Annotated in this window: 26 protein-coding genes and 1 tRNA gene; 5 read left to right on the top strand and 22 right to left on the bottom strand. The window is 44.9% G+C overall.

The features are described from left to right. Both Q0620_RS09805 and Q0620_RS09800 read left to right on the top strand, forming a co-directional pair. The coding region (locus Q0620_RS09805; protein ID WP_298784868.1) for an AtpZ/AtpI family protein at window positions 1-268 on the top strand (268 nt) is incomplete at its 5' end. Between the two features lie 11 nt (window positions 269-279). Then, window positions 280-1488 (top strand): hypothetical protein, encoded by a 1209-nt coding sequence (locus Q0620_RS09800; RefSeq protein ID WP_298784866.1) that lies wholly within the window; start codon window positions 280-282, stop codon window positions 1486-1488. Between the two features lie 313 nt (window positions 1489-1801). Here the strand turns inward: Q0620_RS09800 and Q0620_RS09795 are convergent, their stop codons facing one another. The 3 genes from Q0620_RS09795 to Q0620_RS09785 form a co-directional block, all read right to left on the bottom strand. Next, window positions 1802-2986, bottom strand: coding sequence for a glutathionylspermidine synthase family protein (locus Q0620_RS09795; RefSeq protein ID WP_298784864.1), 1185 nt, complete (start codon window positions 2984-2986; stop codon window positions 1802-1804). Window positions 2987-3853: 867 nt separating this feature from the next. Then, complete coding sequence (locus tag Q0620_RS09790) at window positions 3854-4441, bottom strand: UPF0323 family lipoprotein (RefSeq protein WP_297900768.1); 588 nt, start codon at window positions 4439-4441, stop codon at window positions 3854-3856. After that, window positions 4438-5076, bottom strand: coding sequence for a helix-turn-helix domain-containing protein (locus tag Q0620_RS09785; protein ID WP_298784862.1), 639 nt, complete (start codon window positions 5074-5076; stop codon window positions 4438-4440). Before Q0620_RS09785 ends, Q0620_RS09790 begins: the two co-directional genes overlap by 4 nt. Before the next feature lie 278 nt (window positions 5077-5354). Between Q0620_RS09785 and Q0620_RS09780 the strand changes: the two genes are divergently transcribed. Next, a complete protein-coding gene (locus Q0620_RS09780) occupies window positions 5355-5978 on the top strand; it encodes a TetR/AcrR family transcriptional regulator (RefSeq protein WP_297897019.1) in 624 nt (207 codons plus the stop codon). Between the two features lie 335 nt (window positions 5979-6313). Further along, on the top strand, window positions 6314-7654 hold the full coding sequence (locus tag Q0620_RS09775) for an FAD-dependent oxidoreductase (protein ID WP_298784859.1): 1341 nt from the start codon (window positions 6314-6316) through the stop codon (window positions 7652-7654). A 202-nt stretch (window positions 7655-7856) separates the two neighbouring features. On the opposite strand, the gene Q0620_RS09770 is transcribed toward Q0620_RS09775, so the two are convergent. From Q0620_RS09770 to Q0620_RS09690, 17 genes are all read right to left on the bottom strand, one after another. Continuing rightward, the gene (locus tag Q0620_RS09770) at window positions 7857-8414 is read right to left on the bottom strand and encodes a hypothetical protein (protein ID WP_298784856.1); all 558 of its coding nucleotides are present in this window, start codon (window positions 8412-8414) and stop codon (window positions 7857-7859) included. Window positions 8415-8425: 11 nt separating this feature from the next. Next, entirely contained in the window at window positions 8426-8845 is a 420-nt protein-coding gene (locus Q0620_RS09765; protein ID WP_298784854.1) for a hypothetical protein, read from the bottom strand. Further along, on the bottom strand, window positions 8829-9311 hold the full coding sequence (locus Q0620_RS09760) for a hypothetical protein (RefSeq protein ID WP_298784852.1): 483 nt from the start codon (window positions 9309-9311) through the stop codon (window positions 8829-8831). Before Q0620_RS09760 ends, Q0620_RS09765 begins: the two co-directional genes overlap by 17 nt. Before the next feature lie 177 nt (window positions 9312-9488). Continuing rightward, window positions 9489-9842, bottom strand: coding sequence for a hypothetical protein (locus Q0620_RS09755; protein WP_298784850.1), 354 nt, complete (start codon window positions 9840-9842; stop codon window positions 9489-9491). Window positions 9843-9888: 46 nt separating this feature from the next. Next, window positions 9889-10416, bottom strand: coding sequence for a hypothetical protein (locus Q0620_RS09750; protein WP_298784849.1), 528 nt, complete (start codon window positions 10414-10416; stop codon window positions 9889-9891). A gap of 13 nt (window positions 10417-10429) precedes the next feature. After that, window positions 10430-10837, bottom strand: coding sequence for a hypothetical protein (locus Q0620_RS09745; protein ID WP_298784846.1), 408 nt, complete (start codon window positions 10835-10837; stop codon window positions 10430-10432). Between the two features lies 1 nt (window position 10838). Then, on the bottom strand, window positions 10839-11171 hold the full coding sequence (locus Q0620_RS09740; protein ID WP_298784844.1) for a hypothetical protein: 333 nt from the start codon (window positions 11169-11171) through the stop codon (window positions 10839-10841). A gap of 132 nt (window positions 11172-11303) precedes the next feature. Continuing rightward, complete coding sequence (locus Q0620_RS09735) at window positions 11304-11708, bottom strand: hypothetical protein (RefSeq protein WP_298784841.1); 405 nt, start codon at window positions 11706-11708, stop codon at window positions 11304-11306. A gap of 138 nt (window positions 11709-11846) precedes the next feature. After that, window positions 11847-12344 carry a hypothetical protein gene (locus tag Q0620_RS09730; protein WP_298784839.1) on the bottom strand — a complete coding sequence of 166 codons (498 nt, stop codon included), beginning with the start codon at window positions 12342-12344 and terminating at the stop codon, window positions 11847-11849. Window positions 12345-12463: 119 nt separating this feature from the next. Further along, entirely contained in the window at window positions 12464-12724 is a 261-nt protein-coding gene (locus Q0620_RS09725) for a hypothetical protein (RefSeq protein WP_298784837.1), read from the bottom strand. Window positions 12725-12914: 190 nt separating this feature from the next. Further along, a tRNA-Val gene (locus Q0620_RS09720) sits at window positions 12915-12990 on the bottom strand. Window positions 12991-13357: 367 nt separating this feature from the next. Then, window positions 13358-14314: a DUF3137 domain-containing protein gene (locus Q0620_RS09715; protein ID WP_298784835.1), complete on the bottom strand. Its 957-nt coding sequence runs from the start codon at window positions 14312-14314 to the stop codon at window positions 13358-13360. A 195-nt stretch (window positions 14315-14509) separates the two neighbouring features. Next, complete coding sequence (locus Q0620_RS09710; RefSeq protein ID WP_298784833.1) at window positions 14510-15460, bottom strand: DUF3137 domain-containing protein; 951 nt, start codon at window positions 15458-15460, stop codon at window positions 14510-14512. A 77-nt stretch (window positions 15461-15537) separates the two neighbouring features. Continuing rightward, window positions 15538-16638 carry a 1-deoxy-D-xylulose-5-phosphate reductoisomerase gene (dxr, locus tag Q0620_RS09705; RefSeq protein WP_298784832.1) on the bottom strand — a complete coding sequence of 367 codons (1101 nt, stop codon included), beginning with the start codon at window positions 16636-16638 and terminating at the stop codon, window positions 15538-15540. Continuing rightward, window positions 16632-17396: a phosphatidate cytidylyltransferase gene (locus Q0620_RS09700; RefSeq protein WP_005872778.1), complete on the bottom strand. Its 765-nt coding sequence runs from the start codon at window positions 17394-17396 to the stop codon at window positions 16632-16634. Before Q0620_RS09700 ends, dxr begins: the two co-directional genes overlap by 7 nt. 49 nt (window positions 17397-17445) lie before the next feature. Continuing rightward, window positions 17446-18768 carry an NFACT RNA binding domain-containing protein gene (locus Q0620_RS09695; RefSeq protein ID WP_298784830.1) on the bottom strand — a complete coding sequence of 441 codons (1323 nt, stop codon included), beginning with the start codon at window positions 18766-18768 and terminating at the stop codon, window positions 17446-17448. Window positions 18769-18773: 5 nt separating this feature from the next. After that, window positions 18774-19298 (bottom strand): nitroreductase family protein, encoded by a 525-nt coding sequence (locus Q0620_RS09690; protein WP_298784828.1) that lies wholly within the window; start codon window positions 19296-19298, stop codon window positions 18774-18776. 97 nt (window positions 19299-19395) lie between these two features. Here Q0620_RS09690 and Q0620_RS09685 point away from each other — a divergent pair, with 97 nt between their 5' ends. Beyond that, window positions 19396-20661 (top strand): 3-isopropylmalate dehydratase large subunit, encoded by a 1266-nt coding sequence (locus Q0620_RS09685; protein WP_298784826.1) that lies wholly within the window; start codon window positions 19396-19398, stop codon window positions 20659-20661. A gap of 210 nt (window positions 20662-20871) precedes the next feature. On the opposite strand, the gene Q0620_RS09680 is transcribed toward Q0620_RS09685, so the two are convergent. Next, window positions 20872-21045, bottom strand: coding sequence for a hypothetical protein (locus Q0620_RS09680; RefSeq protein ID WP_297948047.1), 174 nt, complete (start codon window positions 21043-21045; stop codon window positions 20872-20874). A 237-nt stretch (window positions 21046-21282) separates the two neighbouring features. Then, on the bottom strand, window positions 21283-22075 hold a 793-nt coding region (locus tag Q0620_RS09675), incomplete at its 5' end, for a hypothetical protein (protein WP_298784823.1).

Below are 22075 nucleotides of genomic sequence, written 5' to 3'. Positions count from 1 at the left end.
GGGCGCCTGCGACATCAGCCTAGGCATCTCAATCGTCGTAGCGATCGGCATCGGCGTAGCGATCGGACTTGGGCTGCGGCACCTCACGGGCTCGCTGCTTCTGCTATGGCTTGGCATCGCTATCGGCATCGCAGCGGCGTTTTTGAACGTTTACCGTGCGTGCAAGGCGCTAAATTCGAGCCTAAAAGAGCTCGAGGACGATCCGAAATACAAGGCGGATCCAAAAAATTTTGACGACGATGACGATGAATGGGATGAGCGGGATTGAATAGGCGGTTTTTGCTCATATACTGCGCGCTAAACGCGGCGTTTGCCCTGCTTGGGCTAGCGCTTTGCGGCGCCGGATTTTTCGGCTCAGGCTCTTTCGGCGTGCGGGCGCTTGCCTGGCTTCTTAGCTTGGAGGCCGGATTTTTGGGCGCATTCGGCGCAGTATATTTTTCGTTTCGCGCTTACCGTAATAAGATAGAAGATGAGCTGAGAGCCGGCAAATACGATGAAATTTTACAACAAAGATCTAAAAATTCCGTAAATTTTATGAGCGACGAAAATTCCGCCTGCAATACGAATTCTGCGAGCTGTGGCGATGAAAACCGAGGCGACGCAAGCGGCAGCGATAAAATTTTATATAGCGAAGTTTGCGGCGGAAAAATTTTAAAGAGCGAGAATTTTAGCGGCGCAAATTCAGGCGCCGAAATTTCAAATTCTCAAAATTTCGAAGACGCCATAAATTTCACTAGCGACGAGGCCCGCGTCGAAAACGGCGATAGCCGCGCCCTGCACGACGAAACCGCCGCCGAGCGCGCCGCAAACTCCGCCGCCTACGAAGATACCGAAAATTTCGCCGCCGAGTACAGCATAACAGCTGCTAGAAAACACGACGTAAATTTTACCAAAAGTGGTGACGATAAAACTTCCGCTTGCAACGCGACCGCTTTGGAAGACGCTGTCGCCAATAAATTTAGCATGAAAGATAGCGAGACTTGCGGCGACTTACAGAGCGGCAAAGACGGCGAAACTAGCGATAGTTCGCAAAGCGACATAGGCGAGCGTTACGACGACTTAAAAAGCGGAGCGAACGGCGACCTGGGCGACGGCACAGATAGCGGCGACTGGAGCGACGGTGCAGATCGCAGCGATCGCAGCGACGGCGCAGATAGCGGTAATCGTCGCGGCGATGTAGATAGCGGCGAGCCGGACGACAGTATGAGCGATTTTGGGGGCGGGATTGGCACCGCGCGCGATGGATCAAAGGATGACTTCGAAGGCGCAGACGATTTTGAGGGCGAGCTTGAGCGGAGCGAGGTTCGGAGTAATTTTGCAGGGGCGTTTTTCTCTCCGTTTAAAATTTTGTCCTACGCGGCGCTCGTGGCGGCGATCTACCTGCTTGCCAAGCTGTCATTGCTAAACCCGCTAGCTATTATCTTGGGCGTTGCGATCATTCCTCTGGGCACGATGATCGCTGCCTTCGGCGGCAAAGACGCGCACTGAAGCTCAAACGGCGCGAGCAGGACGTTTTAAATTTTAAAATTTAGCTCGCGCAAATCTTGCTCCGCGCGGAATTTTAGTTCACGCGAATTTGATCTGCACGGAATTTTAGCTCGTGCCGATTTAACCTGCTCAAAATTTTATCCGCGCAAAATTTTGGTCGCGCCGCTACGTTAAATTTTACCGTAGCCTCCTAGCGTTAAATTCCGCTGCTGAGCGGCGATAAAATTTACCGCCGGCAGAGCCTTGCCGCCAAAGTTATCGCCAAAATACTCCACCTTAAAATTTCTCAAATTTTATAAAATTCGCCGCGCCGCTACTGCGCATCCTCGATGTAGTGCCCCACAAATTTTGAGAGATTATCAAGTATCTCGCCGCCCTTGCGGAAGCCCAGCGCGCAGCCTTCATAGGCGAAAAATACCCCCGCTTGGTAGCTCTGGGCGCGCTCGTCTTTATTTAGCTCGTAAAATTCCTGATACAAAAATTTCTGATTTCCGTATTCGCCGCCGTTTTCCTCTATCTTTCTACCGTCCGCGTCGAAAATCGCCACATTCGCCCCCTCCCGCGCCAAAAACGGCTTTTTGATCATCTTTTTGCCGATGATCGGCGAAAAGGAGCTTTGCAGCAGCAGCGGGTGGTTCGGATACAGATCCCACAGGATTTTCATAATCCCCTTGCTTTGGAAAAGCAGCGTGTATGCAGGGTTTAGGATGATCGCCTTTTGATTTTGCACGATGTTTTTTAAGATGAGCGCAAGCTCGCCCTCCTCGATCGCGATCGCCTCCCAGGGGATGAGCTTGAACCAATACTCGTAGTTTTCGCCGTCAAAAAACACGCCCTCTTCGTCGTTAAATTCCACCTCGTCCACGTAGGCAAAGCGCGTCTTAAAGCCCGCATCCTCCGCGGTCTGCTGCAAAAGCTTCGTCGTTTTTTCGTCCTCGACGTTGCCCGCGACGCTGCTAAATAGAATTTTCCACCCTTCGTAAAATTTAGAAAAGTCCTCCAGCTCGCCGTCAAGCACCACGAGCCGCTTGAAATTATCGCGCAGCGCGTCGTAGAGGTCGTTGAACTGGCTCGCCTCGTCCATGCCGTTTTCTTTGAGCATCGCCCACTGGACGATCGCCGTCTCAAACACCGCCGTGGGCGTGTCGGCGTTAAATTCTATCAGCTTGATCGGCTTGCCGTCCAGCCCGCCTGCGAAATCAAAACGCCCGTATAGGTGCCAGTGCACCTCGTTTTCCCAGCTTTGCTTGATTAGATCTACGAGGTTGAAGGGGATGCCGAGCTCGTGGAAGAGGTTATTGTCGATGACGTGCTGCGCGGCTGCGACAAACATCTCGTATAGCTCGTTCGCCGCTTCGTAATACGCATCCGCCTCCGCAGCGCTTACGCGCACGATCTCGTCGCTGACGTAAGGGGTCTCGTCTGCGTCCGTGTGCCAGTAAAAGCCGAGCTTTTCGAGGTATTCGTTGCTTAACGGCGTTATCTTTTTTAGTTGCATAGATTTTCCTTTTTATGTAAATTTTAAAATTCCGCCCGCAGCGCAAAATAAATATAGCACTAGTCGCTGCCAGCGTATCTTGCGAGTGCGGCGAAGCAGAATAAAACGCGAGCTATGGGCTCGCACCTCTAAGCGCACCGGTTAATCAGAGCTCGGTAGGCGAGCGGTGCATTGCTACGCCGCAGAGTGGCACCTCTTTTGCAAGAAATACACCCTTGCAAGTAGCCCCTCCTCGGCTTCCTCAAAAACTACGGTACAACTTAATCGCGCGATGCTGCGATCAGGATTTCGCTCGGGTAAAATTTACTCACTTTAGCACCGCTCGGCGATATAAAATTTGCCGCAAGAAGCGCTGCGATACGAAATCCGATTGCGGATGCGGTGATTAAAACTCCCGTCGCAGCACGACCTCGCTCGCCTTAACGTCGCGTCGCAATATAAAATTTTATCGCACGACGCTGCCTTTCATATCAAAATTTCGCCGCGTGGCAATGCCTCAGTAAAAAATGCGATCCGATGCGCTCGGTAACGGGCGCGAATTCCACCTCGTCATGACGTCGCCGCGGCAATAATTACAAACTGCTATGCACGTAGCGGCGCGGAATTTTATCTTGACAACCTCGCCGCATAAGGATTGCGAACCGCTACGTGCGCCGTAAAATTTTTTCTAGCGATAACGTAGCCGTAGGACATTGTCCCCCGAGCGATACGGAATTTTGCCGTATCAAATTTTACCAAAGACGTGCAGCACGTAGCGCGCTTTCGTTTTAGCTAAAATTCTGCTGCGACGAAATTTTCCGCTCTTTAAGTGCCGCGTGTTAAAATTTAAACTCACTGCGCAAAGCCGTCGTATATTTCAAAGCGCGCTTAGCCACCGAAAAATCCACCGCTTTTGCCGCTCTTGCTTCCGCCGAAAAACCCGCTCTTGCCGCTTCGTGCTTTGGCGTTTTGCTGCTTTGCTTGATTGAAGCTATCGACGCTTCTGGAGTAGGCGCTCGGGCTTTTGTAGGCGGTTTGGCGCTGGCTTTGATAGGCGGGGTTGTTAAACAGCTTGCCGCCGATCCACGAGCCGATGATGGCACCCGCAGCGCTTGCCAAGATCGCTTCGCCCAGGCTCATGCCGCCGCTGCTAAGCTGCGCGTTTTGGTTGGTTAAATTTGAAGTGCCGGCGTCGATTTTGGCGTTTTCTTCGGCAAGAAGGGCTTTGGTTTCCTCATCGCTTAAAATTCTCTCCGTGCCGTCGAGCGATTTTAAGATGATCTGGGTCTTTTCGCTCGGAAATTCCTCTAAAATTTTATATTTTCCCGGCGCGATCTCTTCAAGCCGCACGAGCGCGCCTTCTTGCAGACGGACGTTTTGCTCCTGCCCCCTATCGTCGCAGCCCGCTAACGAGCCCGCCATAACGAGCCCGAAGCCGCTTACCAGCGCATAACTAGCGATTTTGCGTAGTTTCATTTTTTTCCTTTCAATGATTTTATATCTAGGCTTTGATTTATTAAAAGCTCGTTTCCCTCGACGCGGATAAACTCACTCTTGCCGATGTTTTCGATGATTAGGCTTTGCGCTTTTGGGCGCTTTTTGCGTTTGAACGATTTTACGAATTTTGCAAGGCTCGTCCATTCGCTACGATCGAAGGTTTTTTCTTTGATTTCGACATCGTAGGGTTTGACCTCGCGACTTTTGTTCGAAAGCAGCGGTTTGTCGAAAAACGACAAAAAATACCTGAGCTTCTCATCGCGCTCTTTATACATCAGCTTGATTTCATCTTTCGAGGCGATTAAAATTTCCTCTTTTTCTTTGTGAAGCCTGTCCTTATCGCTTTGCAGTGCTTCGATTTTACCTTTTAACTCGGAGATTTCTTTGATGAGATAGTCGATGAAGCTTTGAGTGCCAGCTGCGCCGCTGGTGCGCGAGCTTTTCGCAGAGCCTTGCGAAGCGGGCTCGCTTTGTTGCATTTCATCATCTAAAAGCACGTAGCGTACGCCGCCGCTTTCCTCGGCGCGCAAGGAATTTCTGCGGATGCGGTTGTAGACGGCTTCTTTTGAAATTCCTAAAATTTCGGCTGCTTCGCCGATCGAGACTTTTTTCATACAAAGATGCCTTTTAGCGTTTTAGGTAATTATTGCTAAATTTGCCTAAAATAGGCATTAAACGCTTCGTTTACAAAGATAGATTCCGCCTTACCGCAGCCGGTGCGCGATAAATTCCGCTCGCTTACGCTTGCGCGATATAAAATTTCGCTTCGCTTGTAAAGCCGCGCAAAATTATTTTTTTCTGAGGTTTTAGAATTTTAGCCCAATAATGTTGCTTAATTAAGTATATTTTTTATACACTTATGAAAAAATTTTAGTATTTCAAAGGAGGCGAAATGCCCGAATCGCCTAAATATAAAAAATCCGAAATTCGCTGCAAGCTCATTTTAGACGCGGCGCTGGAGCTGTTTTTAGCCAAAGGTTACGAGGCTACGAGCTTAAGCGATATCATCGAGCTTAGCGGCGGCTCGCTATCGTCGGTTTATAAGTATTTTGATAACAAAGAAAGCCTATTTTTGCGTATCATTGAACTGCAAAGCAAAAAGCTCGACGAGCGAATGAACGAGCGCATGCGAATCAATAAAGACCTAAAATTGCGTGAGTATCTGCAGGAGTTTGCAGGGATTTATCTGGAGTTTCTTTTCGCTCCGGAGGCGATAAAATTCTACCGACTGATACTTTTCAGCGGCTTTAACGGCGCGCTTAGCGAGAGCCCAAAAATCTTTTTAAAAAGCGGCGTGCTAGGTTCGCCGAATGCGCTGGATGAGTATTTGGCGGCGCATGCGGACGAGTTTGCGCCCGGACGCACGGCAAAAAGCCTGGCGCTATATTTTTGCTTTTTACTTAGAGAGCCGCATTTTAGCAGGCTGCTGTTTTTCGACGAAAAGCTAAATTTTAAAGCGAGCGAGCTAATCAAAGACCGCATCGATATGTTTTTGCTCGGCGTAAAAAAGCGCTAATGGCGGAATTTTACAGCGCAAATTCTGCGTTTTTCGCGCCTTTAAATTTTATGAACGGTTTGGGGCTTGGATTTTGTAGCTTGGATTCTATCCGTTACCAAGCGCTATAAAATGCCACGTATCCCGCGCTTAAAATTTTAATTCTATTGATGCAAAATTTTTGAAACGATTAGAGCTGAAATTTTTATTTTCTGTATTAAAATCTGTGCCGAAGTTAGAATTTTGCCGTTAAATTTCGCGCCTCTTGCCTGCGCCTTTAAATTTGCGCCACGCAGATTTTAAATTTAATAAAACCTCTTATAATCCCGCGAAATTTCAGATCAAAAGGATAAAAAATGGATTATGATATCATCGTAATAGGCTTTGGCAAGGCGGGCAAAACCCTTGCCGCAAAATCCGCCGCACTAGGCAAAAAGGTTGCTCTCATCGAGCGCTCGCCGCAGATGTACGGCGGCACCTGCATCAACGTAGGCTGCATCCCGACCAAGCGGCTAGTTACAGCGAGCAAGGAAGCTGGCTTCGTAAATTTCAGCGTGCTCGGAGAGTATTTCGTACTGAGTATGCAGAAAAAGGACGAGCTCGTAGAGGCGCTGAGAGCGAAAAATTTAGCCATGCTAAAGGGAAGCCCAAATATCGACGTAATCGACGGCGAGGGCTCATTTACGAGCGCAGATTCCGTGCGCGTGCTAAGTCCTGACGGACAAACGCGTGAAATTTCAGCAGAAACGATCGTCGTAAATACGGGCTCGAGGGAGGTCGAGCCTAGCTTTGAGGTAAGCTCGCAGATCGCTTATAGCAGCGAAGAAATTTTAAATTTAAAGATCCTCCCGAAGCATCTAGTAATCATCGGCGGCGGATTTATCGGGCTTGAGTTTGCTTCGATGTTTGCGGGATTCGGTTCGAAAGTCAGCGTGCTGATGCGATCAAAATTTATGAAAAACGAGGATGAGGACGTGGCTGCTAGCGTCAAATCCGCTCTGCAGGCCCAGGGCGTGGAGATTATCGAGGGCTGCGAGTTTTTGAGTTTAAAGGGCGGGGAGCTAAAATTTAACCTCGCGGGCGAGAGCAGGCTGATCGCGGCGGATGCGTTTTTATACGCCCTCGGTCGTCGCGCGAATACGGGTGAGCTAAATTTAGCCGCTGCGGGGGTGCAGACGGATGCGCACGGCAATATCATCACAAATGAGCATCTGCAAAGCTCGACTGCTGGCATCTACGCGGCAGGCGACGTGCGCGGCGGCGAGATGTTTACCTACACGAGCTTAGACGATTTTAGGATCATTTTTAGCGCGCTTTTCGGAGACGGCGCGCGCACTACGAAAAACCGCGCACCGCATGCAAGCGTGCTGTTTACCCGCACGCCGCTAGCTCGCATCGGCCTTAGCGAGCGCAAAGCAAGAGCGAGCGGGCGCGAGATCAAGGTGCTAAAGCTCGCGATGGCGGCGGTGCCGGGCGCCAAGGTCGTAGCGCACGACGAGGGAATGATGAAAGCGGTCGTGGACGCGGCTAGCGGCGAAATTTTAGGCGCGGCGCTTCACTGCGTAAACGCGCACGAGATCGTTAATGAGCTGGCGATCGCAATGGCGCTGGGCGCGAAGGCGGACTTTTTCAAAAACCAAATTTTTACGCACCCGAGCATCAGCGAGGCACTGAACGATCTTTTCGGGCAGTTTTAAATTTTAAACCTTTTGGCGTTTAAAGCTTTGATAACAAGCGGCGCTCGGGCTTGACGATGCCCAGGCGCCCTAGCGCAAATCGATCGCGAAATTTAATGCGCCGGAGCGGGTTAAATTTAGACTGGGTTAAATAATTTGAGTCCTTGCTGTCCGCTTCTTTCTTGGATACCAAAGTTGGCTATAAAAGAAATGATTGAAATAGTTAATTGATAAAATATCCGCGTTTAGGAATAGTAAGATTACAATCTATGTGGCACTCGGTAAGAGTATGCGGATAAAATTTCTTCTCGCAGTTTATACAGGCAAAAACGATTTTGTCCGTCGCTTCGTTTAGCATAATCCTATAATCGCTAGACGACCATTGCGGGCATTCGCACGCCAAGTCCAAATCCACGCTAACTACCAAGCTGTCAAATACAATCGAGTTTAATTCCTCGTAGACTAGTCTTAAGCTCTTTTGATCTTTCAGCGCTTTAATTTTATTTATCAAGCGGTATCTGTCCGATTTGATGATCTTTGCACCCAAGAGATCCTTCGCTTTTCCGTCGCCGTAAATCGATAGCTCGGTAGGATAATCTTTAAAATTTAACTTTAAAAGTTCGTCCAAACCGCAGCCGTCGTATTCTTTCATAAGAAACAAAATTTTATTTTCAATAAACCATGTCGCTATACAGCAACATACTTGCTCGGGATTAAAAGGATGTAGATTTAAAATTCTATTTTCTAACGATAAACACAAATTTCTAATTTTGGGCTGCATTATTTAATCCTTTATTTATCCCCAAATATCAAATAGGCTAAATTTCTACTCAAATTTCCATACGCAACTATCCAATATTCTCGTATGATATTTTTAATTTGCAAGTTATTGCCCAGAAAGTCGGCAAATATTTTAATCCTATCCCCGTCTACCGCGCCTAGCTCTTCATCCTCTTTCTCAAACGAAGCGACAATTAAATGCGACAGAGCAATCTTATCGTGGAAATTTAATGTCTTGTCTTCTAGCAAATTTAGCATTGACGTAATTTTACCGATATTTGCTAATTCTAGCTCCCAATCTTGCTCATCTCCTGTCGAATCTAACCCCAAAAGCTTATTTAATTTTATTGCGCTTTCTTTTCTTACGAAATAATCGGTCATTTGTTTTCCCTCATATATGTTTTTACCGCGATACTTAGACAACTGCGCCATCTAGCAGCTTTTTGGAATTTTGCAAAGCCCATACGAAATTTTCGAGCTCTACGCAGTCTTTTAATTCAAATCCAAAATTTAACAAACCTACCGATAGGGCGTCGCCATCTTTTATGACATGCGCTATTAGATTGCCTTTATGTTCTATACTCACTTTATTTTCATATCTTGTAAATTTAAAGATATTTTCCGAACATCTTCCGTTTCTTTTTGAAAATTTCTCAAATTGCTCCGTAAAATTCGGTGTTTGATTTCCATCTTTTAGCCATAATCCCCCAGCATATAGCGCCCATATAAGCTCGTAAAAATTGATATTATGCCGAGTCTCGGTAGCAGCGACCAAAAGCTTATTCGTTTCATGGTTGATCTCTATTAAAGCCTCTCTGTCCATATGCCAAATCTCGGCTACTACTTTTTCTCTATCCGGCACGGAGGCAATTAAAAATTCAAATTCATTTTCTATCATATTAAAATCCTATTTTTTGTTTTTGCTACCTAATTTAATTTGAATGCTCCATCGTTCGAGCCTAAATTATATTTATCCCATTCTTTTATGACTTCTCGAATCATGCTCTCTATGCGGAATTCCTGCCCTACTAAAATAAGCATCTATTTTCTCCATAATTCTATTAAATCATCATATCTAAATCAAATTTCTATCCATATCAAATATTTTAGGATAGTTTTTATGGTTTATTTCGATATAATCACCCTTTTTAAATTTTACAGCTCGCGTCGATAAAACCTCTAAAACTACAAATTCAAATCCAAAAAATAGCTCATCCCATCCCTCTTCTCCTTCTTCAAGACCTGGATCACAGCATCCTTCAAAATCGTCATAAAATCTGACTTTGTATATATTATTTTCATCAAACTCAATGATAAACTCTCTTTTGTTTAGTTCATATATATTTCTCGCCAAATTTTTCATAATATCGCGTTCGTTGTCCGAGAATCTTAACAAAAAATTCTCGTAAATTTCTCTTCCGCTTAGCATTGTGCTCCTTTCTATGGTTTAGCAAAGATTTGTCCGCTTGAACCTTTTAATCGGCTTCTTGGCCATTGTATTTCGCACTCTCGATCTTTGCAAGCGTTAATTTTGCTAAAGGATTGATAAGCTTAGTGATGCAATATTTATTATCGCATGTAATCACGCTTTGGCGCCCATCTACTTTCATTGCGTTGGAGCAATTCGGGCACATTACATAGCCTTCGCCCAAATCAACGCCAATCCGAAAATTTAACCCTCTCTGCTCTTTCAAAAATCTAAAAAATTCCTCTTTTGAAATTTTGATATTAGAAAATAATCGAAAAATTTCTTCTGCCTTTTGCCTTATCTCGCCTTCTTTAAAAAATACGTTAGGAGCCTTTTTAAAATCTTCATCAAACTCAGAAAATCTACCCGTCATCATATCCAATTCTTTTAATGCCTGCTCTTCCGCTTTATTGGTTGCACAATATAGAGATTCCAAATCATACATCTTATAAAATTCATCGCAAAACAGCTCTATATCGCACCAATCGTACATGAATCCAGCTATTAAATAATACAATTCTTCATTTTGCTGCATATTTCACCTCATTTTAAATTTTATCGCTATTTTTATCATTTACACCTTTTAGAATTTCACGTAATAGATCGTTTTCGGCGGCATTTTTCTCATCTATTATCGATACGCCCATAGTTGTTGGAGTAATCTTGGATAAAAATAGATTTACAAGCTCTGTTTTTTCATCGATTCCGTATGACAATGTAACGATATCCAATAAATCGTGCCGCTCTATAAAACCATCAAAGATATCTTCTAATCGCGACGCTTTCTCTGCGTAGAAGAATATCCACTTTACGCCTATAAGAAAATCCGTTGTGATATTACTAAAGATATCTATCTTATCCATAAAGTGCGATCCGATAAGCAAATATATATCCGAGCTGCTTTTCGATAAAGAGTCAAGCTCGTAAATAGAACCGATATTTTTATAATTTATCATTTTATTTCTCGCTCCCTTGTTTTTTTATCATCTTTAGCCACTCTTTTTCAAATTTAAAATATTTCTCAAGCTTTTTATTCTTTTCTATTTGATTCCACTTTTCTATCTCGGCATAATCTTGCAGTTCGCCTCCGCACTTAGGGCAAACACTCCTATCTTTAACGTCCGAGAAATTATAAAATTTAAGGCACCCTTTGCAACGCATAAATTTAGGATAATATTTTATGCTTTTTTCGGAGCGAAAGGCGAGATACGCAAAGAAAGCGCACGCCGCAAAGCATAAAATTCCTATGATGATACGCAGATACGCGCTTTCAAGCTTTACCGATTCCATAAAGCCTGGCTTTATATCGACTTTTCCCAATAAAGCGGCCGCCAGTCCCCATGCGAAAAAAGCAAAAAAGCCGATTAATGCAAAAATTCTATTTAGCATTTTTATATATTCCTCGTATAACAAATCAAAATTTCATCGCTTTTTAAATTTACGCTTTTTGGGCTTTGGGGGTTTAACGCCTTGATGAGGAGCGTTTCTTCGCCAGTAGTCGCCGTCATTATACTCCGTTAGCTTTTTGCCGTAGTCCGGGCAAATTTGATCCGTATCTTTGACGTCCTCGTACATGTAAAATTTACCGCAGTCTGCACACCACATATACTTCGGATATCTTTTTATGCTCTTTTCAGAGCGGAAGGCAAAATAAAAGCCAGAAATACCTATTACTATAAATGCGATTGCAGGTAATATCCACAAACTACCCGCATCATCAAATTTAATATATTTCTCGCCTATTTTTACATGTTTATGTACCGTAAAATTTATAAGATATAAGAAGCACATTATGCCTGTCAAAAAAGCGGCAATTCTATCTAGCATTGCGTTGCTCCTTTTCGTTATGATCTGCTTCATTCATAGCGTTTTGCGCCATACCGTCTGATCCTTAAATTTGATCTCTATGAGGGATAAATTTTATTCTTGATCGTTTTAAATTCCTCATATAACAAACCTGCAATATTACAAAATCAACGTATAATCTTCACTATAAAATTTTACCCTATTTTTTCTATTGTAGATACTCATACTTAGCAGGTATTTGGCGAAATTTATATAATCCTTCGTACTAGGGAAATAAAATGTAACGCTTTGGTAGAATGTTTTAAAATCCAGCCTAAATTTATACCTGTCCATATCATCCGCTATGCAGCACTCCGCTTCGTCTATTTTAATAAATTCCTCTATATCTATGCATAATTGAGCGCTATTTTTTGCAAATCGCGCTCCTCCCACCCAATATTCATAAGGGAAAAGCTCTAGGTATGAGACCCTTTCATTATACGAGAATGTTAAAATGTTTTTTGCGAAATAATACATAGCCAAATTCGTAGTAAAACCCAATACCACAAGCTTTTTGTCTTCTAGAATTTTAATATCTAATTTATGATACTCATGCCCCATAAGTTCCTCATCGATAGTTAGAGGATCGTCTTTTATATAAATTTTATTCGGCAGCACTGATTTATTCTCCTTTTGCGCACTATGCCGTTATTTATCGAGCGCCGTCAAGTATAATCCCATTCCCTTTGATTGCGGAGTATAATAACTCTTTCCATCTACATTGATGCTATTCGTGTTCATATTTTCTCCAATATAAGTTCCGCCGAGCCCTCCTCAAGCGAATTATACTCATCCAGATGTATATGCGAATGTTTCGGCGCAGAATCTTGCGCTAAAGTAAGCAGATGCCTGGCAAGAGATATAAGTCCGCTTTTATTTGCCCTTATAGTAACTTCGTTTCCTGGAGTATCGACGGAGATCGCGAAGTCCTTTTCCAATTGTAGCTGCAGTCCCTTTTCTGCGCAATAGTCTAAGGTTTTTATAACATACTGCCCCATATATCGCCGATACTCCTTTCTAAATTTAATCGATTGCCGATAGAATTTACCTCATCGATCGGTTAATCGATCTCATAGTATTTCTGGAAAAATTATATCTAAAATAAAAATGAAAGGGGTCGGAATAACTAAATTTAAGATAAGTGCTGTGCGCGAAAATAAAGCGGTTAAAATTTGAAAATAACTTAAATGGTGGTCCCGATTGGACTCGAACCAACGACTTCCACCATGTCAAGGTGACACTCTACCAACTGAGTTACGGGGCCAAAAAAGAAACGGCAGTATATCAAAAAAATCTCTCAATAGCAAGCAAATTTTAACTTTTCGTAAAATTCCGCCAAAATTTTATCATCTTATCCTTGCCGAAATTCTATACAAGATTTCGCCGCGGCGTAAAATCCCCGTCGAAATTCTACGTGAAATTTCGCGATCTTGCCAAAATCCCCATGCCGAAACCCTGCGCGAAATTTCATCTCCTTACTAAAATCCGCAATTCAGCGTGAAATTTTATCGCGCTCGCACGGCGCTCGCTCATTTCGCCCCGGCTTTATTCTGCGCCGTCCTGTTTCATCTGCTCGCCTTACTTTTCCCTGTCTTATTTCGCCCGCTTGCTTTGCTTCATCTTGCGCCTAGCTATGACGTCCAAATTTTTTCATTCAATTTTAGAATTTTTACGATTTGCAGCATCGCGTCCAGATCCGCTTTGATATCATTTGCGATGCGGGCATTGAGTATCGGCTGATCCAAGCTCGGCTCGAAACTATCGGCGCCGCGAGCTATCGCGATGTAAATTTTATTTTGCTTGAAGCTCAGCGAGATATTCGATTTCACGAGCTGTTTAAGAGATAAAATTTTCTCCATCAGTGCCGGCGTCAGAACATACATAACCGTCATTGCGTCGTTTGCATAGATCGTAAAATTTTGATTGAAGTCCGCGTTATCTATTGGTATTTCGCGACCACCCAGTAGTTTGTGCCGCAACTCAGACGGCGGCAGTGTCGTATTCGAGAAAACAAAAACGTCGGAGCGAATTTTTTTATTAAAATTTGCCACGAAAAAGGGTCCTTCGAAAAATGTGGCATAATTATTTTTAAAAACGAATGGAATTCCCGTACCGATGTCTTTTTCCAACCTTATGTCGCAAAACATAAAATCCACGCCGTCCACGTTCGCGCAAACCAGATCATCCGCGCGAAATCTATCAAATCCGTCAAATATCTCGCTTTGCCTTACCTCTTTTTCCTGAAAAAGCGCGCCCATTTTATACGAAAAGCCCAGGCTCTCGATATAGGGCTTGAGATAAAGCTCTTTGTAGCGCATTAAAAACCGCTCGGTTTTACGCTCAAAAATCCACTCGTAAAATTCATCCCTCGTACTGATTATTGCTAAAATAGACGCGACTAAAAGAAATAAACTTTCTATGCCAAGATCAAGTTTGGGAAAATCGCGAAAGATGATTATCAATGCTAGCGCAAGCATCGGACCGAAAACCGCAAACGCTACGAGATAACTTAAAATTTTCCAAAGCTTGCGACTTTTCTTGAGCCGTTTGCGCTGCTTTTCTAAATCTATGACGGTTTTAATATCCACGCTAAACCTCTAATTATTAAATTTAACGGCACGAACTAGCGGCGCAGCGTAAATTTACGCCAGATACGGCGCGATTTTGGTGCGTTCCGCTTGGATGCCGCCACATTTTACAGCTCCTTGCGCGAGCCGCGCGTTCCGTTTATTCGCCATGCCCTACCTTGTTTTGCCCGCTTGCCTCGCTCCGCCTTGCGCACGCTAAGACGTCCAAATTTTTTCATTCAACTTTAGAATTTTTACGATTTGTAGCATCGCGTCCAGATCGATTTGTATCTTGCTTGCGAGCTTGTCGCCTCGTATCGGCTTACTTAGATCGGGCTCGAAGCTATCGTATCCGCGGGGGATTTTTATATAAATTTTGCTTTTTATGAAACTAAGCGCGATCTTCGATTTTGTAAGCATTTTTAAAAATAAAATTTTCTCCATCAGCACGGGCGTAAGCACATACGCTGCGGCGACCGCGTCTTTTGTATATACCGCAAAAGATCTATTAAATTTCGCGTTATCCATATTGCAAAATTTTGCACCGCTTTCCAAGACGCCGTGCGGTAGCTTTATTTGTCTTGGAAGAATAAAAACGTCGGATCTGATCTTTTTATGAAAATCGGCTGCGAAAAAAAGACCTTGAAATATCTCCATTTCCTTCTTTTCATAAATCAAAGTGAAAAAGCTATCATCTATAGTCTCTTTAGACATCCAAATATCGCAAAAGCTGAAGTCCACACCGTCTATATTTCCGTATATCAAATCATCTCCGCCGGAATTTGCATATTGATTAAAAAGCCCGCTTTGCAGGATATCTTGCTCTTGAGTTACGGCGCCGAATCTGTTGTATTTGTATCCTAGGCTTTCGATGTAGGGTGCTATGTAGAGGGCTTTGTATTGTAGCGCGAATTCTCGCGTTTTGACTTTGTAGGTTTTTTCGTAAAATAGCTTATAAGTAAAATATAGCGCTATGCCCAGACCAAATAAAAGATACGGCATCCCCAAAGGCGTACCCTCTTCGCTAGCCATATACCTCATTAGGAAAACCGCAGGGATAAATATCGCACAGGCTTTAAGCAGGCTTATTATTTTCCATTTTATGCGGCTTTGCAGCAGCTTGCGGCGCTCTTTTTCCAAATTTACGATAGTTTGTACGTCTAACAATTTTCGATCCTAAATTTCACCGCTTGCGGTAAGATAGCCTAAATTTAACATTTAAATTTAAGCAGGCAAAGCTAGGCTTAAAGCCCCCCGTCAAATTTCAGCAGTTCGTTTGCATACGCTCGCACGCTCGCATCCACTGCCGTAAGCGCGTCCGCGTCCGTTACGCTAGGCGAGTTAAATTTCTCCGCGCACTTCAGCACCACGCGCGCAATGTCGGTGAAGCGGCACCGCTGCTGCAAAAACGCATTTACGCCCGCTTCGTTTGCGGCGTTGATGACGACGCCGAGATCGGGGTTCGCTAACAGCGCGTCTTTGAGGGTAAAAATTTGAAATTTCATCTCGTCGATCGGCTTAAGCTCTATCGGTCGCAGTGCGCACAGATCCACGGGTGCGGTGATCTGCTCCCGTACGTCGCCGCTAAACATCGCGTGTGCGATGGCTAGGCGCATATCGGCTCTGCTAATGTGCGCCGTCGTAGAGCCGTCTGCGAATTCGACCAGCGCGTGGATCTGCGAGGTGCGCTCGATGAGCGCATCGATCTCGCGCGTGCCGTAGAGCCAAAACGCCTCGATCACCTCAAAGAGTTTATTCGCCATCGTGGCGCTGTCGATCGTGATCTTCGCGCCCATCTTCCAGTTGGGGTGCTTGAGGGCGTTTTGCGGCGTGAGCGAGCCCAGCTGCGTTAGCGGCACGTCGTAAAACGCGCCGCCACTAGCCGTGATGATTAGGCGAGAAACGGGGGTTTTGGCGTTGCTAAGTAAAAATTTCAGTCCGAAATGTTCGCTGTCGATCGGGTAAATTTTATCCGTTTGCAGAAATTTCCCGCCGACGACGAGGCTTTCTTTGTTAGCTAGACAGAGCCTTTTGCCGAGCTCTTGGGTTTTTAGGCTGGGCATCATACCCGCAAAGCCTACGAGAGCGTTTACCACGGTCGTACTTTTGCACTCCGCAAGCATCTGCAAAATTCCATCTGCGCCGCAAAATACGCGCTCGTGATCTACCTCGCTTTTCTGCTGCGCGTCCGCGATACAGACGAGACGAGGGTGAAATTTTGCGATCTGTTCGTTTAAAAGCTTGATATTGCGCCCGCAGCTAAGCGCTTCGATCATACTGCCGCTGCGCGCGGCCACGTCTAGGGTGTTTGTACCGATAGAGCCCGTGGAGCCTAAAACTACCATGAATAGACTATCGCCATCGCGATCGCGCCGAACATATAGCCGTCGATGCGGTCTAAGATCCCGCCGTGTCCGGGAAAGAGCGCGCCGCTGTCTTTAAGACCCGCCGCGCGTTTTAGGTAGCTCTCAAACAGATCGCCAAACACGCCAAAAATTGCTATGATGATGGTTTTTCCTAAAATTTCAAGCGGCGGCATATTAGTAAAGATGCGCGCATAAATGAGGCTAACTATAAGCGCGAGCGCAAGACCACCTAGTACGCCTTCTACGGTTTTATTCGGCGAGCTAGCGCTTAGTGGAGTTTTGCCGAAGGCCCTTCCGATAAAATATGCGCCGCTATCGCTAGCTACGATAATGAAGATCAGCCAAACGAAGTGAAAAACTTCCCCAAAATCATCGTAAGCCGCCCACATAAAAAATATCGGCGCAACGGGATAGATGAAAGGAAGCGTGATCTTTAGGCTAGGGCCCTTGGTAAAGGCTACGACAGAGGCGACGCATAGGATCATCAGGATGCTAACTTTTAGCGCTGAGACGAAGGGCTCATCGGTCTGCGTAAATGGTAGCAGCGCAAAAAACGCGATCGCCAGCGCGAGCCACTTTTTGCTAGTTTCCTCTAGACCCCATAATTTGAGGCTTTCAAAAAACGCCAGCACGAGTATCAGCGCAAATACGGCGAAATTTAGCCACCTAGCGTTTATGAGAATTAGAGCCAAAAATACGGCGAGTAAAATGCTTGCCGTGATTATTCTTTGCTTCATAGAATTTCCTTGGAATTTATTTTGAGCAATTATATCGCAAGCTCGCTTATTACGGCTTTAAAACGCTGATTGTTTTAAAATTTACGTAGTTTACGAAAGCACCTTCGTTGATTTTGACATTTTGACGTTTGGTGTAATCGACGAGATATTTTCCGCTGCCGCTTGCACTGAAGCTCACGCAAATTTTAGCGGCGAATTCAATCACCTCTTCGCTTAGACTTTGTTTATTTGTCTTTACGATGACGTGTGCGCTTGGAGTGTCCTTAAGATGAAACCAATAGTCGGATTTGGAGCTATTTTTTAGTAAGAACTCATTGCCTTTTTCGTTTTTACCGACGCTGATTTTAAAATCCCCGAGATAAAAGCTCGCTACATATTCGCTATTTTTTTCCTTGCTTTTTTGCCTAATTTGCGTGCGCTTAGGCATTAGAATTTCGATCTCGTGTGCGTCCTGTGCGGCAAGGACGAGCGATTTTAAATTCTCATAAAACGCGAGTTTCTCCTTTAAATTTTGCTCTTCGATATGGATATTAGCAGCCTTTTGGCGCAGACGCTTTGCCTCGGAGTAAAGCTCGCCCAAAGCGGCGCTTGCAGGCTTTTGCAGCTTAAATTCTACCGCCTCTGCGTCTCCTTTTTGCAGCGTAAATTCTCGCGCGCTAGTTGGAATTTTATAGATATTTTCTTTTAGCAAGGCAGCTTTCGCACCTAAAAGCTCGGCGCTTCGCAGTAGTTCAGCGCTGCTTTGCAAAGAGCCTAAAGCCTCGCGCACCGAGTCTAGCTTTTTATTTAGCGCCGTGATTTTTGCGGATTTGAGCGAGTTTAAGCGATCCGCATTTAGCGCGTTAAATTCCGCGCGAAAAAATGCTCTAAAGTCCGAAATTTTTGGCACGGGGGCTTCTTTAATATTTGCAGGCGGCAGATGGCGAAGTTTTCTTCCTACCTTAATCTGTCTAAATTCCGTCTCGAAGTGCCGCAGCGCCTCTAGAATCACATCGTTTTCATCGGTGATTATTACGTTGGTAAATCGCCCGGTAAATTCGAAGTAGATATTTGAGCTTTGGGTTTTGTAGCTTACGTTTTGGCTTACGCTAAGGCATAGAATTCTATTATTTTCTGGCACGCTAACGGAAGTGATGCGCGATTTTACGAAGCGCTTGGCAAGTAACACGTCAAAGGGCGCCGCGTAAACCTTACCTTCGGTAAAAGCGTCATTTTCGTGGATATTGCAGCCCGATTTATTCATATCAAAAAACAGCGTCTCGTCGCCGTCGAAGCAAACTTTAAAAAGGTTATCTCCTACGCGTTTAATGTGCGAAAGGAAGCGTTTGGCGCGTAGATACTCGCAAATTTGAATTAAGCTTTGATATTTCATGCGCGTTAAAATTTCTCTTTATGGATTTTGGCTAAATTTAGCTTTTGCAGATCGTGCGGGCTCGGGCGCTGTTGCGGTACGCCGAGGGCTAGTATCGCTTCTGCTTTGAAATTTGGCGGAAAGCCCAGCGCTTCGCGCAAAAACTCCTCGCAGCTGCGTCCGTCCGCGGCGGCGCGCAGCCTTACCTGCACCCAGCAGCTTCCGAGATTTAGCGCGCTTGCGGCAAGGTGCATGTAGCCTAGCGCTACCGAGCAGTCCTCAATCCAGACGTCCTGCTTCTGCTCATCTGCGATCACGACGATCGCGGCCGCGGCCTGTTTTAGCATATTCGCTCCGCTGCTGCGGCATCCGCTTAGCCGCTCAAGCATCTGTTTGTCGCGCACGAGGATGAACTCCCACGGGCGGCGTGCATGCCCCGACGGCGCAAGCAGGCCCGCTTTTAAAATTTTATCCAGCGCCTCGTCCTCAAGCGGCTTAGGCGCGTATTTTCTTACGCTTCTGCGGTTTGCAAAAATATCTAAAATTTCCATCGTCTCGCTCCTTGCGGCTCAATTATACATAAAATTGCAAAAATTTATGATTTTTTAGCTAAAATCGCGCAAATTTAACCGATATGAAGGAGATTTTATGAAGCAGACGATCACGGAGAAAATTTTTAGCGAGCACGTAGGTGAGGCGGTTTTTGCGGGACAGATCATCGAAAGCGCCATTGATATGGTTATTGGCAACGACATCACGACGCCCATTTCGATCAAGCAGTTTGAGCTTAGCGGTGCGAAAAAGCTCGCCAACCCGGACGGCTTTGCGATCGTGATGGATCACTACATCCCCACAAAGGACATTTTAAGCGCAAACCAAGCTAAAATTTCACGCGAGTTTGCTTACAAGCACGATTTAAAAAACTATTTCGACGAAAAGGATATGGGTATCGAGCACGCGCTGATGCCTGAAAAGGGGCTCGTAGTGCCCGGCGACGTCATCATCGGCGCGGACAGCCACACCTGTACCCACGGCGCGCTGGGGGCATTTGCGACCGGTATGGGCAGCACCGATCTTGCTTTTGCGATGATAACGGGCAAGAATTGGTTTAAAGTACCGCCTACGATCAAAGTGGTCTTTCGCGGCAAGCCCGCGCCGCACATCTACGGCAAGGATCTGATCCTAGAAGTGATCCGCCTCATCGGCGTGGACGGCGCGCGCTACAAGGCTTTGGAATTCTGCGGCGACGCGCTGGAGTATCTGGATATGGATAGCAGATTTTCGCTTTGCAATATGGCGATCGAAGCGGGCGGCAAGAGCGGTATCGTCGCGGTCGATGAGATCACGAAGGAATTTTTGGCAGATAAAAATTTGCGCGCCGAGCCGAAATTTCACTACTCCGACGAAGGCGCGAACTATGAGCAAATTTTAGAAATCGACGTTAGCAAGCTTGATCCGGTGATCGCGTATCCGTTCCTACCTAGCAATGGCAAGAGCGTGCGCGAGGCGGTGCGCGATGACATCGCCGTCGATCAGGTCTTTATCGGCAGCTGCACCAACGGCAGGCTCTCCGATCTGCGGATCGCCGCGCAAATTTTAAAAGGTCGCAAGGTCGCGCGCAAAACCCGCCTCATCATCACGCCTGCGACGCAAAAGATCGCTCTGGCCGCGCAAAAAGAGGGGCTGTGGGATATTTTCGTAGAAGCGGGCGCAGTCGTCAGCAACCCGACCTGCGGCGCGTGCTTGGGCGGATATATGGGGATTTTGGGCGTGGACGAGCGCTGCGTAAGCACGACTAATCGAAATTTCGTCGGCCGCATGGGCGATAGAACAAGCGAAGTATATCTAGCAAACTCCGCCGTCGCCGCAGCTAGCGCCGTCGCAGGCAAGATCGCCGATCCGAGGGATTTGTAGGTTTAAGATTTGAATTTTAACAATAATTTGGTTTTCTATGTGTGATCTTAATGGGTTTATGGGTTTACATGAACGTGGCTAAATACCAATCGCTATAAACGCTGCAAAAAGTTATATGTATAGCGGAGATGCGGTAGTCCGGTAAAATAAAAGCAGACTGCAACCAAACGCAAAACGCGCTTCAAAACCAGAAATTAGATCGCCTTATAATTACCCAAAATACACAGATTTTGTTTGCGAGTAACGAAATTTGAGCTTGCTCACCATAAAAGCCGCGATCGTTGTGCCTATAAATACGCGATCGGTATCAGCCCTTGAAACGAGTTGGTTGCCGTTGAGATTCGTAAACTCGCAGTATGAGTAGCCGCTAATAGCCATACTCAAAAGAAAAGCTCCAAAAGCTCACCGCCCCATCGCACCCATAACCGCCCGGCTGCCGCTGAAAATGCTGAAAGATATCGTCACAATAATAGCAAGATAATCATCCCCCACCTGACGTTTTAGGAATTTAAGTCCAAAAAAATATCTGTGCATTTATCCCAAAAATATGACTGTCAAATTTAAAATTGAAAGGTGAAATTATAGTTAATTATTAATCAAATGCTATTAAATATACCGGCTTTAATTGACAATATTCTTTTCCGAAACCCAAAACCTGTAATTATCTATTTCACTTTCGTTCCTATCCTTGGATGCGACCTCAAGCCAATATTTACCGTCTGATTTCACTTTTACTAGAATATTTTTAAATTTTATCGCCAGACCCGACTTATCGTCTAATATACAAGTGTATTTTATAAACTCTATATCTTCGCTTGCTTTACTTTGGCATTTGATATTTAAATTTAGAATATACTCTGGAATATTGTCTTTTCGAATGTCGAGATCGATTTGGTAGTTTGCTAAACCTACAGCCCTCACAAAAAATCCACTAGCAGATGACAAAAGTACGAAAACAACAAAGGATAATACAAACAGTATATACCGATATGAGAATTTTTTACTAATTTGAAGAAATCTTATCATAAAAGAAAGAAGCACCATAGGAATTACTACAAGGATGTAGTCATCTGTATAGTTAAAATAAATAACTAATAATATCAGCAAATCAGAGATAAATATTAAAAGGGCGGCTAGAAGAATATCGCTCAGTTCATCTTTATTATCCCTCCAAAATTTATAGGAAAATGATAACAAAAATATTGCATGTAAAGTCAAACATATCTTAAGCAAACAACCTGCATCTCTAATGTGCTCATACGAAGAAGATGATAAATTTAATTTATCATGAATAACCGGTATAAAAGTCATTAGCAATATCATACTGAAATCTATTCCCATAAAACATAGCTTAACCTTATTTTTACTTTCGTACCAACCTCTAAATAAAAAGTAATTTTGTAAAGATCGGAAG

Origin of the sequence: uncultured Campylobacter sp. (assembly GCF_938017615.1) — a bacterium.
GTDB lineage: Bacteria > Campylobacterota > Campylobacteria > Campylobacterales > Campylobacteraceae > Campylobacter_B.
The sequence above is the reverse complement of the archived record's forward strand: the minus strand, read 5'-3'. Positions and strand labels throughout refer to the sequence as shown.